A 13,567-nucleotide genomic window follows, 5' to 3' on the forward strand; every position below is an offset into this window, starting at 1 on the left:
GTATTATGGGATTATTTCAGGCCATTGACGCTTCCGCTTCCGGTATGACTGCTGAACGCCTGCGGATGGACGTTATTTCTAATAATATAGCTAATGCTAATACTACCCGTACTGCCGAGGGTGGCCCTTATCGCCGGCAAATGGTGGTATTTGAACCACGTTCTGAACAAGCTTCTTTTGGACAGATACTGTCTAAGCAAATGGATACAGGCGATGGTGTTCGGGTAACCGGAATCACAAAAGATACGACACCATTTAAGCTTATGTATGACCCTAACCACCCGGATGCTAACACGGAAGGCTATGTGGAGATGCCGAACATTAGTATAGTTAGTGAAATGGTGGATATGATTACTGCTTCTAGAGCTTATGAGGCTAACGTTACTGCTGCGAATGCAGCCAAGAGTATGGCCATGAAGGCCTTAGATATTGGGAAATAGGAGGAATAATGCAAATTGAAGCTTTAAAATTAGCGCCTATTACCGGCAAGATACTTGAAATCGCTGAAAGTACTAAACAGCCTGAAAAAACCTTTGGCGAATTTTTAGATGAAGCATTAAACAATGTAAATCAGCTGCAAAACGAAGCCAGCCAGGCGTCAATAAATTTGGCTACAGGCAAAATTCAGGATATAGCTGAAGTTACAATAGCTGCCGAAAAAGCGACAGTGGCCTTACAACTGACGATGCAGGTCCGCAATAAAGTTGTCGACGCTTATCAGGAAATTATGAGAATGCAAGTTTAATGTTTAATTGAAAATAATTAAGATAAGCGAATAGATAACTATAATGGGTGTTTAATTGGAATTATTTTTCCGTAACTGAAAGGGTGGAGACATGACTGACTTGAAAGAACAGTCTCTGCGTCTTTGGCAAAAATTAGATAAAAAACATAAGTACATTATCCTTGGTACAGTGGCATTTGTATTTATTTCTATTCTAGCATGGAGTTACTGGTGGGGAAGTCGCCCCGACAATGTACCGTTGTTTACTACGCTTGAGGCCGAAGACGCAGCTAAAGTTACTGCAAAACTGAAAGAAATGAAGGTTGGTTATGAAGTTCAAACTGGCAGTAACGGTACTGTCATTTTAGTTCCGGCCCAAGATGTACATAAGCTAAGGTTGGAATTAGCAGGTCAGGGTTTGCCACGAGGAAATAAAGGCTTTGAAATTTTTGAACAAAATAAGTTTGGCGCAACAGAATTTCAGAATAAAGTGCAGCTTTTGCAAGCCGTTCAGGGAGAACTGACACGTACAATTGAACAAATGGGAGAAGTGGAAAAAGCCAGAGTTCACATTGTAATGTCAGAAGATAGCCTCTATAAAAAAACAGAAAAACCAGCTACGGCTTCCATTATGCTTAAACTTAAACCAGATGCAAAATTGAATCAGCAACAAGTGAAAGGAATCGTTAATTTGGTCGCCCATAGTGTTCAGGGGTTAAAACCGGAGAATATTACTGTTGTCGATAGTTTGGCACGGGTTTTAAATGACCAGTCAGATTCAGAAACGCCACCTCTGGCCGGCACTGCGGCGATTACTCAGTTTGAAATGACCAAAAAAGTACAGGAAGACCTGCAAAAGAACGTACAATCCTTACTTGATCAGACTCTGGGTATTGGTAAGGCTGCTGCCAGGGTTAATGTTGAACTCAACTTTGACCAACGAACTATGGATCGCCAAGTTTTTGAGCCTGTTGTCGATGACAAAGGTATTATCCGTAGTTCACAGGAGACTAACGAGAGTTATCAAGGGAATTCTGCTGCAGCTCCTGGGGGTGTTCCCGGAACGACAACCAATATTCCTGGCTATGTCGCTAATAATAATAATAATTCGCAATCCAATTATGAAAAGCGGGAAGCAACCCGTAATTACGAGATTAATGAAACCAAGGAAAAAGTAGTAAGTACCCCTGGTGCTATCAGGCGGCTAACTGTAGCAGTACTTGTAGACGCAGCGATGCCCAGAGCGCAGCAAGAAAGCTTAAATAAAACTGTTGCTTCGGCCATTGGACTTAATCCTACCCGGGGAGATATAATTGCTGTTGAACCAATACAGTTCAATACAGAATTGGCTGATAAACAACGCAAAGAAGACGAAGAATATGCTAACAAACAGCAACAGGCATTCTTGCTGAAAGTTGGACTAGCTGTTCTTATTATTAGTGCTATCCTATACTATTTGTATAGACGGTATGCTCGCCGTCGCGAGCAAGAAGAAGAACAAATGCTGGAAGCTATTTCACTGGAAGCGCAACCTATAATGGATGAAACAGAGGCTGCTCAAGAAGAAATGAATGCCCAGGAAAAAGAACGGGCTGAACAAAGAAGTACGGTTGAGAAATTTGCCAAATCGCGCCCTGAGGATGTGGCCCAGATTCTGAAGGTTTGGTTAGCAGAAGAATGACGGGAGGCACCAGGCTATGTATCAGTCAAATGAAGTGACAGGCAAGCAAAAAGCAGCAATCTTATTAATTGCTTTAGGGCCTGACATTTCCGCCCAAGTATTAAAACATATGAAGGAAGATGAAATTGAGAAGCTGACGCTGGAAATTGCTAATCAACGTAAACTGTCACAAGAACAAAAAGATAAAGTGTTAAATGAGTTTCACCAAATGTGTTTAGCCAAAGAATATATTTCCAGCGGCGGTTTAGATTATGCGCGTGAGATTTTGGAAAAAGCGCTAGGTTCTGATAAAGCAGTGTCAATTATTAACCGTCTCACCACTAGTCTGCAAATTCGTCCGTTTGACTTTGCACGAAAAACTGATCCAAGCCAATTGCTTAACTTTATCCAAAATGAACATCCCCAAACAATTGCGTTGATCATGGCTTATCTCCAACCAGAACAATCTGCTGCTATTGTTTCCGCATTGCCGCCGGAGCGGCAGGTAGATGTTGCACGGCGGATTGCCACAATGGATCGAACCTCGCCTGATGTTATTCGGGATGTGGAAAGAATACTTGAACGCAAATTATCATCATTGGTAACGCAAGACTTTACAGCAGCTGGCGGTGTAGACTCCATTGTTGAAATACTTAACCGTGTTGACAGGACTACAGAGAGAACCATTATTGAAAATATGGAAGTACAAAACCCTGAATTAGCAGAAGAAATCAAAAAACGTATGTTTGTCTTTGAGGATATTGTATTGTTGGATGACAGATCACTCCAGCTTGTGCTTAGAGAAATTGATAATAAAGACTTGGCATTGGCCCTAAAAGCAACAGCCAGTGAAGTGGCTAATAAGGTTTATAAGAATATTTCCAAACGGGCTGCTGAAATGCTTAAGGAAGAAATCGAATATATGGGTCCTGTACGCATAAGAGATGTGGAAGAAGCTCAACAGAAAATTGTAAATAATATCCGTCGTCTCGAGGAATCAGGCGAAATCGTTGTTTCGCGTGGTAAAGGAGACGAAATAATTGTCTAAGATTATAAAAAGTGTGCTTTGTCAAAGAAAGCCGCCGGTTATCATTAAACACAGGCCATTATCTGTTCCTGAGCCGGTAATAGTGCAAGAGAAACAGCCACTGCCTGCTCTACTACCAGAAATAGATTTGGAAGCAATTCGCAGTGAAGCCGAAGCTATTATGGCTAAGGCTCAGACAACCGCTACACAGTGTTTGAGTGAGGCTGAAAGTAAGGCAAAAGAAATAGCTCAGCAAGCTCAGCAGGCTTACGATGAAGCTCACACCCAAGGCCATCAGGAAGGCCGTGAGCAAGGTTATCAAGAAGGATATAATCAAGGTAATCAAACAGCACTTGCTGATATGCAACAAACGATGCAGTTGTCACTTGAAAAAGCCCAACATCTTATTCAAACAGCTGAACAAGAAGTTGCCAAAATGTTTCTTGATGCCGAACGGCAAATCGTTGAAATTGCACTTGCCATAGCCAGTAAAATAGTAGCGAGAGAGATTGCCGATAATCCGACAACAATTTTGCCAATACTTAAGGAAGCCTTAGACAAGGTTAGCGATCAGGAGCAGATAACAATCAGAGTTAATCCTGAAGATTATGAAATGGTGCTAATGGCCAAACGTGATTTGCAGTTAATGCTCAAACGGGATAATACCATTACGATAACTGCTGATCATACGGTAGCCATAGGTGGATGTATTATTGAAACCGCGTTAGGTACTGTTGATGCAAGATTAGACACTAAGTTAGAACTAGTTCACAAGGCCCTTGAGGAAGTATTACCATGAGTAAAACATTTGATTCCTCTCGCTATTTGTCTGCAATAGCTAATGCGGATAACATGAAACTAAACGGTAAGATTACTCAAATAATTGGCTTAGTGATGGAATCACAAGGACCTAATGTGAATTTGGGAGAGTTATGCTATGTTTATCCTCGCAAAGGAGAACCAATTCCTGCTGAGGTTGTGGGATTTAGAGAGAACCGCATTTTACTGATGCCTGTTGGTGATCTGCAAGGTATTGGTCCGGGCTGCGAAGTGGTATCAGCTCATAGAATGCTCAGGGTAAGCGTAGGCCGTCAATTATTAGGACGCATTTTAGACGGGCTTGGTAATCCGATAGATGATAAAGGTCCGCTATTTAGCAATACTGATTATCCGCTTAGTACTATGCCGCCACCGCCTTTAACCCGCCGGCGCATTGAAGAAAAGCTTGGCGTAGGTGTACGAGCTATCGATAGTTTGTTAACACTTGGACGGGGTCAGCGGGTAGGAATTATGGCTGGAAGTGGCGTTGGTAAAAGTACGCTGTTAGGTATGATCGCGCGCAATACAGAGGCTGATATTAGTGTAATTGCTCTTATTGGTGAACGTGGCCGGGAAGTACGGGAATTTATCGAACGCGATTTAGGTGAAGAAGGCCTTAAACGCTCTGTAGTTGTTGTGGCAACATCTGATCAACCGGCCCTTGTTAGAATTAAGGGGGCAATGACAGCAACTGCCATTGCTGAATATTTTCGTGATCAGGGCATGGATGTCATGCTGATGATGGATTCAGTAACACGTTTTGCCATGGCTCAGCGTGAAGTGGGGTTGACAGTAGGTGAGCCACCTGCTACCCGGGGGTATACCCCTTCCGTATTTTCCATGTTGCCAAAACTATTAGAACGTTCAGGTACTGGTGATCAAGGTTCAATTACTGGCATTTACACCGTATTAGTTGACGGGGATGATATGAATGAACCGATTGCTGATGCTGTGCGCAGTATTTTGGATGGACATATTGTGTTGTCTCGAGGGTTGGCGGCACTAAATCATTATCCGGCCATTGATATATTAAATAGTGTTAGCCGGGTAATGACGGAAATTGTCGATAAAGAACATATACAGTGTGCTCAAAGACTACGGGCTTTACTTGCTACTTATCGCGAAGCCGAAGATTTAATTAATATTGGTGCTTATGCCCAAGGCAGTAATCCTAACATTGATCGCGCCATTGCAGTCATTGATCAAATTAAAGCTTTTCTGCAACAGGATGTAGATGAGAATATGCCTATGTCCGAGACTATTAAACGGTTAAAAATGATTGTTGCCTAATGGTTACTGAGGTGGTAGGCCATGAAGAAATTCCGGTTTCGCCTGGAGACGCTGCTTAAATTTCGAAAAATGGAAGAAGAACAGGCGCAGCTCAAGATGACTGAGGCCAGTATCCGCTTATCCAAAGAACAAGAATTACTGAATCAATTGCAAAATAATTTAGTAGTCAGTCTTGATTTACTCAGCCAAGAACAGTCTGGTTCTCCAACCATTGAAACTCTTAAGACTTTCGGCTATTATATCGATAAAATTAAGAGCGAAATTATTCATCAGCAAGAACAAGTTGCCAATGCAGAAACTTACCGTCAAGAGTGCCTTGTTGGCCTGGAAGCTGCCGTGAAACAAAGAAAACTTGTTGATAATTTACGGGAAAAACGTTTAGAACAGTATCATACCGAACTACTGCAAGAAGAACAAAAAGTTCTTGATGAGCTTGGAACGCAGGCTTTTATGCGTAACAAGGAGAGTGAATAACCATGATGTCAAGTGTCAACCAAGTAACTCAGTGGATTGCCGCCATAGAACGGCGCTTTACCCCAACAGTTCCAGCAACTCAATCCAGCAATGATTTTGCTACAACCCTTTCAGCCGCTAATGCCCAGCTATCAACTAATAGCCCAAGCCCAACAACCGGCAGTAGCACTCAAGGCGGCGACATTGCAAAGATGATACAGGTAGCTGCTGCGAAATATGGTGTTAATCCGAAACTGGCAATGGCTGTTGCTGAAGCTGAATCAGGACTATCTCAAGAGGCTGTTTCTCCTGTTGGCGCAGTCGGTGTAATGCAGCTTATGCCCGAAACCGCCAGCTCACTCGGTGTACGTAATATTAATGATCCGCGTGAGAATATTGATGGTGGTGTTCAATATCTGAAGCAGATGCTGAATACTTTTGATGGCGATGTTACTAAAGCGGTAGCTGCCTATAATGCCGGACCACAAGCAGTAAAAAACTACAATGGTGTTCCGCCGTACAGTGAAACCCGTAACTATGTAGCCAAAGTTCTATCATTGGCTAAGTAGAGGAGTCTATAATTAATTATGGCTGAAAAACCTAAAATTCCTGCCACCAAAACTAAACAAGCATCCATAGTGGCTTCTAAGACAGCTCCAGAGGCAGAGGCTCCCAAACCAAAATTTAGTGGGATTTTTAAAGTATTGTCCATCCTTGTCGCGCTGTGTATTTTGATAGCCATATGTTTTGCTGCCGGAGTATATTTAAAAGTGATTGATATAGAGAAACTTACCCGAGATGCGAACTTATCGCAATACCCGGTAGTGGCTCATTTTTTTCCGAAAACGAACTTTGAGCCGGTCGAGCTGGAAGATGATGTGGCAACCAATCAGCCAATAGCTCCGGGTGATCCCAAACAGGCTCAGTTGCCAGCAGCTTCGCTGTTACCAACGCCGCAACTTCCAGGAACCACTATTATTACCAAGGAAGAGTTAGAGAAACAAGATAAAATTAAACGTCAAGAAGAAGCTAAGCGTACCTCAAAGTTAGCACGACTCTATGGGGGAATGAAACCAGAGGCAGCGGTAGCGATTATGAAAGAATTAGATGATCCCACTGTTATTTCTATTTTGGGCAAAATGGAAGAAGAGCAAGTTTCCAAAATTTTAGCTTTATTTGACTCCACGCGTGCTGCTCGCATAACCCAGGATATGCTTAGAGGTCAGCCACAAGTACCCAGGTTATAGCGTGATATAGCAAAGCAAATCAGTGAAGGGAGGTGAAAAAATGAATCTAGCGCTTAATTTGTTCCTTACCAAGGCTACTTTATCCCAAACGGCGACTAATACTAGCTCAAGTAACAATTCCCAAAGTAAATCCAAGACTAGCTTTAGCAATGTGCTTAGCAATGCTGTTTCCCAGACTGATGAAGTAAATGTCAAAGCGGAGGAACAGTTTACTGCGGGAAATCTTATGAATGCTGTGCTAACCAATGCGTTTAAGGATAAGGATACTGTTGCCAATGATCAAACGTCAGCTGATTCTAACGAGAGTTCTGAGGAGGATACAAACCAGTCTGAAGAAAACGCACTGTTTGCTCAAGATCTGTCAATGAACCTTATGAATCCTGTTTTAACCACACAAATATTGCTTGCTATGGCAGAGGCAAATCCATCACTTGTGAATGCCCAGTCTATGGTGTCTTCAGAGCAAGTTACTACCGCAATAGCGGCACAGGGCCTACCAACCCCAGCGATGCAGATAGAAACAACACCAACAGTAAATAGCACAGCTGCAGCGCAAGCGGCAGCAGGCCTATCAACTCAGGCGATGCAGATAGAAACAACACCAACAGTAAATAGCACAGCTGCAGCGCAAGCGGCAGCAGGCCTATCAACTCAGGCGATGCAGATAGAAACAACACCAACAGTAAATAGCACAGCTGCAGCGCAAGCGGCAGCAGGCCTATCAACTCAGGCGATGCAGATAGAAACAACACCAACAGTAAATAGCACAGCTGCAGCGCAAGCGGCAGCAGGCCTATCAACTCAGGCGATGCAGATAAAAACAACACCAACAGTAAATAGTACAGCTGCAGCGCAAGCGGCGGCAGGCCTACCAACTCAGGCGATACAGATAGAAATAACACCAGCAGTAAATAGCACAGCCGCAGCACAAGCGGCGGCAGGCCTACCAACTCAGGCGATACAGATAGAAATAACACCAGCAGTAAATAGCACAGCCGCAGCACAAGCGGCGGCAGGCCTACCAACTCAGGCGATACAGATAGAAATAACACCAGCAGTAAATAGCACAGCCGCAGCACAAGCGGCAGCAGGTCAACCAACCCTGGCGATGCAGATAGAAACAACACCAACAGTAAATAGCACAGTTGCAGCGCAAGCGGCAGCAGGTCTACCAACTCCGGCGATGCAGATAGAAACAACTCCAGCAATAAATAGCACAGTTGCAGCGCAAGCGGCAGCAGGACAACCAACCCTGGCGATGCAGATAGAAACAACACCAGCAGTAAATAGCACAGCTGCAGCGCAAATGACAGCAGGACAACCAACCCCGGCGTCGCAGATAGAAACAACACCAACAGTAAATAGCACAGTTGCAGCGCAAGCGGCAGCAGGACAACCAACCCTGGCGATGCAGATAGAAACAACACCAGCAGTAAATAGCACAGCTGCAGCGCAAATGACAGCAGGACAACCAACCCCGGCGTCGCAGATAGAAACAACACCAACAGTAAATAGCACAGTTGCAGCGCAAGCGGCAGCAGGACAACTAACCCCGGCAATGCAGATAGAAACAACATTAGCAGTAAATAGCACAGCTGCGGCGCAAGCGGCAGCAGGCCTACCAACTCAGGCGATGCAGATAGAAACAACACCAACAGTAAATAGCGCAGTTGCAGCGCAAGCGGCAGCAGGTCTACCAACTCAGGCGATGCAGATAGAAACAACACCAATTGTAAATGGCACAGCCGTAGCGCAAGTAACAACAAATATGCAACAAACCCAAGCCGTGCAGGTAGAAGCAATGCCAACTGCAAACAGCACAATTTTACCGCAAGCGCTAACAGGCCTGCAAGCACAAGCCATAAAAGTAGAAACAACCCAAGATACTAACGGCAAAGCTAACGAGCAAGTGCAACAAACTGGCGAACAAATAGCTATACCGGCAGTTGGAACAAGCCAGCAGGACAAAGCTTTACGATCAGACCTTAGCGGTCAAAAGGATAATCTAACAGATACCAGTTCATTCCAGGGTACACAAGTTCTATCCACTGGAAATAATGAAGTAATGAATTTTTCGGCGTTCGCTCAGAATTTAGATGCCGCACTAGTATCTGCAAATGGGTTAACGATGTCAGCTAAAGCTACTGAAACTCAATCGCAAACAACTCCTACTGCTGATGTATATCAAGTCCTTGATCAAATTGTGGAGCAAACAAAAATTATTGCCAAACCACAAAATACTGAAATGATTATGAAACTCAAACCAGAGCATCTTGGTGAACTTACCCTGAAAGTAGCTGTTGAAAATGGCGTGGTAAATGCCAGCTTCCATTCCAATAATCCTGAAGTGCGCAGTTTGATTGAAGCGTCTTTGTCTCAGCTCAAACAAGAATTAGCTAGTACGGGGATTAAAGTGGATAATGTTAGTGTTTACGCTGGCCTTAGCCAATTTCAGCCCAATCAGGATCAAAGTCAAAACTCGCGCCAGCAGTTAATGAAATTTACTAATAAAAAAGCTGCCGATGATTTTGTCGAAGCTATTGATGGTGAATTAGCTAGCGGGAATACTTCTGGAATGGGCTTACAATCCGGGGTAGATTACCGTATTTAAAAAAAAGGAGGTGTTAACATGGCTAATACAAATGCAGTTGCTGCCAATAGTCAATCTTCGGCCACTACTAACACAACAACTACCAAAAAAGCGAGTGATTCCCTTGGTAAAGATGATTTTTTAAAACTACTAATCACCCAATTACAGTACCAGGATCCAATGAATCCCATGGAAGATAAGGAATTTATTTCGCAAATGGCGCAGTTCACGAGTTTGGAACAAATGAAGAACATGAATTCGTCGATGCAGATGACGCAGGCCAGCAACATGATCGGGATGAAAGTGACTTGGACAGATAGCAGCAGTGCTGAAGTGAAGACAGGTGTAGTTAATTCCGTACGGTTAGTAAACGGTGAGCCTAAGTTGGTAATTGGATCTGATTCGATTGAATTAAGCAAAATAACCGGGGTTGAATTCCCTACGACGGTAAATACGAATGCCTGATAATCGTATCTATAATTCGTACCAGCCGTTGCCTAAGCTTAGTTCATCCGGTCAAGCATCTACCACAACAAAAGCGAATTCGGCTATTAATATAACAACGAATGGTTCTAACTTTGATCAACTGTTACAACAGGAAATAACCGGAGTTAAGTTTTCCCAGCATGCCTTACAACGCTTAAATAGCCGTAAAATCCAGCTTGACAGTACCCAATTAAACAAATTGAGCCAAGCAGTAGAGAAAGCCGCGCAAAAAGGGGCTAAAGAGTCGCTAATACTGATGAATGATAATTTGGCATTTGTTGTTAGTGTCAAAAATAAGACTGTCATAACAGCTATGGATGGTGCCAATATTAAGGACAATGTATTTACCAATATTGATAGTGCGGTAATTATTTAGGGCTGGACCTCTTGAGGGAGCCCTCAGGCTGCTGAATGACAGACGCAGTCACTAAATATAAATTAGATATAAATTGGAGGTCAGTTTCACTATGATGCGTTCATTATTTTCCGGGGTATCAGGTCTCAAAGCCCATCAAATAGCGATGGATTCTATTGGTAATAATATTGCCAACGTTAATACCACCGGGTATAAGGCCAGCAGAGTTAATTTTCAGGATGTTTTAAGCCAAACCATGCAAGGGGCAGGTGCTGCTCAAGGAAATCGCGGCGGTACTAACCCACTGCAGGTTGGACTGGGTGTGGGTGTGGCTAGTATTGATACCATCTTTACAGATGGTATTTATCAGTCGACTGGCAAGATGACCGACTTAGCTGTCACAGGTAAAAACTTATTTATTCTTAGCGATGGTACACAAGAATATTATACCAGGGCAGGGAATTTTGATTTTGATGGTAGTGGCAATTATGGTGTTACTGGCACAGGTCTTAAAGTTATGGGCTGGATGGCAGACGCTTCCGGTGAGATAAATGCAACAGGATCACTTACCGCTATTCAGATTCCGGAAGGAACCTCGATGCCGCCTCAAGTATCTACCAAGATTGCCATTGAGAATAATTTGAGTGCCGATGGCTATGGGATAGCAGCAGGTATTGCTACCGCTGATACGAAAATGAATTTTGAAGGAACGTTGAATGCCGATACAGCTGTAGGTGAAGTAGTGTCATTTCAGGTGCAAACGTATCTGGCAAGTGGTGCAAAGGTGCCTGTTACCGTTAATTTCAAAAAAACGGGCGAGCCTGGTACGAATACCTGGAGTGTTACAACCGGTGACAGCACAACTGGCGGACAGTCGTTTACGGTAGGGACAACACCTTCACCGATTACACTTTCCATTGACAATGGTAAAGGCGGAATTATGCCGGTTACTGTCGATACCACTGGTATTATAGCGGGAGCAACTGATGCTTTAAAAGGGGAAACCGATTTGACTGGAGTAACCGATGATTCTGGAATTAAACTAACTGGCGTGTTACCTGCGGATGCCCAAGAAGGTACTGTTGTAGAGACTACTATTGAGGTTATTGATGGTGGCCAGCGTGTACCATATACAATAACGCTTACAAAAACTAATAATACAACTGAAAACGAATGGAAAGTTACAAAGGCTACTTATACTGATGCCAGCGGTACAGTGCAGGACGTTACTAGTACTATTGCTGTTACTCCTGCTACTGCTACTCCTACATATATCGTTGGTGGTGTTAATACTTCTACGATTGCAGTAAATGGATTATCGCTAGACATGTCAGGCATTACATCTAAAACGGCTGATACCGCTAATGCCTCGATCAATGTGTATGATAGTTTGGGAGCAGCTCACAAAGTGGAATATACTTATACCAAAACCGGTGTACCAGGTGAATGGATTGTTTCAGCCACGGTAGACGGTAAAAAGGCTGACGTTACTAATGATAAAATTGCTTTTAATTCCAAGGGCGTCTTAATTTCACCGGCTTCAGCTAATGGTGGGCCACAGATTACAGTACCCGGCATTGCTGGCGCTACCAACTTCCCGGTGACAATGAATCTCTTTAAGGAAGATGGCACTCCGGCTCTTACCCAACATAGTGGCAAGTCCACGATTTTTGCTACCAAAACAGATGGTTATGCGGCCGGCACGTTGAAAAATGTTGTGGCTAATACTTCCGGAGAGCTTATTGGTACCTTCAGTAATGATCGGACAATGACGCTGGCTAAGGTGGCCTTGGCTACCTTTAGTAATCCCGGCGGTCTGGAAAAATCAGGTCAGAACTACTATGTTAAATCAGCTAACTCAGGCGAACGCCGGATTATATCTGACGGCGCTTTTAAACCAGGAAGTCTGGAAGGGTCTAATGTTGATTTAGCAGAGCAATTCAGTAATATGATTATTACCCAGCGTGGTTTTCAGGCGAATTCTAAAGATATTACTACTTCTGACGAAATGTTAGAGATAATAGCCAATCTGAAACGATAATCTCAGGGAAAGGTAGCGGGGGGAAGGCCTCCCTTCCGCTACCTGTTTTTTGAAACAATAGTAAGGGAGGGATAGACATGATCAAGGTTACCAAACTTAAGTCTCAGGATTGTGATTTTGTAGTGAATGCCGAATTGATTGAAACCATTGAAGAGACACCAGATACAGTAATTACCCTAACTAGCGGCAAGAAGCTTATTGTGGAAGAAGCTATGGATGAAATTGTGCGTAAGGTAATGGATTACCGCCGGGCATTATTCAGAAATATGCGCTAATACATGCAATGCCTTGTGACTGACGGCAAGATGAGCAGCACAAATATAGTATAATGGAGGTGAGCCAGTGGCCGAAGAGGAAAAGCCCAAAAAGATGTCGATGATGGTAATTATCATTTTAATTGTGGTAGGCTTAATTTTGGCTGGTGGTATTTCATATTTGATCGCAACCAGGGTTGTATCAGATCAAACGGTTGAGAAAAAAAATTCTCAGCATGAGCCAGGTCAGTTTATTAAGCTCGGTGATGCAAAAGACGGGTTGATTCTTAATATTGGTGGTGTAAATAGTGGACGCTACCTTAAAATTGGCGTTATTGTGGAATTGAAACCAAGTAAAAATACAGCGACCAAGGAAGGGAAAACGCTCTCACCTGAAGAAATAAAGATACTAGATACTGCTGTTTATGTTTTGCGTTCACAAAAGATCGAAGACTTTGATCCAACTAAGCAGGAACAGTTAAAAGAAATGTTAAAAAATGAAATTAATACAACACTTGGCGAAGATCGTGTATATGATATCTATATAACCAATTTTGTTTTACAGTAGCTTTACATTTATGTTTTTAGTATAATAAAAAACAGCTAGTAGTAGCTAAGGTG

Annotated in this window: 15 protein-coding genes; all 15 read left to right on the plus strand. The window is 43.1% G+C overall.

The window, feature by feature from the left end; translation table 11 throughout:
- Positions 1-5 precede the first annotated feature (5 nt).
- The 15 genes from flgC (at position 6) to AC1ECB_RS05545 (ending at position 13,514) form a co-directional block, all read left to right on the plus strand.
- On the plus strand, positions 6-440 hold the full coding sequence (gene flgC / locus AC1ECB_RS05475) for a flagellar basal body rod protein FlgC (RefSeq protein WP_485667788.1): 435 nt from the start codon (positions 6-8) through the stop codon (positions 438-440).
- Between the two features lie 8 nt (positions 441-448).
- Positions 449-745, plus strand: coding sequence for a flagellar hook-basal body complex protein FliE (gene fliE, locus AC1ECB_RS05480; RefSeq protein WP_485667789.1), 297 nt, complete (start codon positions 449-451; stop codon positions 743-745).
- A 91-nt stretch (positions 746-836) separates the two neighbouring features.
- The gene (gene fliF, locus AC1ECB_RS05485) at positions 837-2,405 is read left to right on the plus strand and encodes a flagellar basal-body MS-ring/collar protein FliF (RefSeq protein ID WP_485667790.1); all 1,569 of its coding nucleotides are present in this window, start codon (positions 837-839) and stop codon (positions 2,403-2,405) included.
- A 16-nt stretch (positions 2,406-2,421) separates the two neighbouring features.
- Complete coding sequence (gene fliG / locus AC1ECB_RS05490) at positions 2,422-3,432, plus strand: flagellar motor switch protein FliG (RefSeq protein WP_021167576.1); 1,011 nt, start codon at positions 2,422-2,424, stop codon at positions 3,430-3,432.
- Positions 3,425-4,210, plus strand: a complete 786-nt coding sequence (locus AC1ECB_RS05495; protein ID WP_485667791.1) for a FliH/SctL family protein — start codon at positions 3,425-3,427, stop codon at positions 4,208-4,210. The genes fliG and AC1ECB_RS05495 overlap by 8 nt, the downstream gene beginning before the upstream one ends.
- Positions 4,207-5,520 (plus strand): flagellar protein export ATPase FliI, encoded by a 1,314-nt coding sequence (fliI, locus tag AC1ECB_RS05500; RefSeq protein ID WP_485667792.1) that lies wholly within the window; start codon positions 4,207-4,209, stop codon positions 5,518-5,520. Before AC1ECB_RS05495 ends, fliI begins: the two co-directional genes overlap by 4 nt.
- A 21-nt stretch (positions 5,521-5,541) precedes the next feature.
- Positions 5,542-5,994, plus strand: a complete 453-nt coding sequence (fliJ, locus tag AC1ECB_RS05505; protein ID WP_485667793.1) for a flagellar export protein FliJ — start codon at positions 5,542-5,544, stop codon at positions 5,992-5,994.
- Positions 5,995-5,999: 5 nt separating this feature from the next.
- Positions 6,000-6,542, plus strand: coding sequence for a lytic transglycosylase domain-containing protein (locus tag AC1ECB_RS05510; RefSeq protein ID WP_485669282.1), 543 nt, complete (start codon positions 6,000-6,002; stop codon positions 6,540-6,542).
- Between the two features lie 18 nt (positions 6,543-6,560).
- The gene (locus AC1ECB_RS05515; protein WP_485667794.1) at positions 6,561-7,220 is read left to right on the plus strand and encodes a MotE family protein; all 660 of its coding nucleotides are present in this window, start codon (positions 6,561-6,563) and stop codon (positions 7,218-7,220) included.
- A 40-nt stretch (positions 7,221-7,260) separates the two neighbouring features.
- Entirely contained in the window at positions 7,261-9,831 is a 2,571-nt protein-coding gene (locus AC1ECB_RS05520) for a flagellar hook-length control protein FliK (protein WP_485667795.1), read from the plus strand.
- Between the two features lie 18 nt (positions 9,832-9,849).
- On the plus strand, positions 9,850-10,275 hold the full coding sequence (gene flgD / locus AC1ECB_RS05525) for a flagellar hook assembly protein FlgD (protein ID WP_485667796.1): 426 nt from the start codon (positions 9,850-9,852) through the stop codon (positions 10,273-10,275).
- Positions 10,268-10,672 carry a TIGR02530 family flagellar biosynthesis protein gene (locus AC1ECB_RS05530; protein WP_485667797.1) on the plus strand — a complete coding sequence of 135 codons (405 nt, stop codon included), beginning with the start codon at positions 10,268-10,270 and terminating at the stop codon, positions 10,670-10,672. The genes flgD and AC1ECB_RS05530 overlap by 8 nt, the downstream gene beginning before the upstream one ends.
- Before the next feature lie 91 nt (positions 10,673-10,763).
- Positions 10,764-12,692, plus strand: a complete 1,929-nt coding sequence (locus AC1ECB_RS05535) for a flagellar hook protein FlgE (RefSeq protein ID WP_485667798.1) — start codon at positions 10,764-10,766, stop codon at positions 12,690-12,692.
- A 77-nt stretch (positions 12,693-12,769) separates the two neighbouring features.
- Positions 12,770-12,967, plus strand: coding sequence for a flagellar FlbD family protein (locus AC1ECB_RS05540; protein ID WP_021167586.1), 198 nt, complete (start codon positions 12,770-12,772; stop codon positions 12,965-12,967).
- Positions 12,968-13,034: 67 nt separating this feature from the next.
- Entirely contained in the window at positions 13,035-13,514 is a 480-nt protein-coding gene (locus AC1ECB_RS05545) for a flagellar basal body-associated FliL family protein (protein WP_485667799.1), read from the plus strand.
- The last annotated feature ends 53 nt before the right edge of the window (positions 13,515-13,567 follow it).

The organism is Sporomusa sp. 246TCP1, from assembly GCF_057319775.1.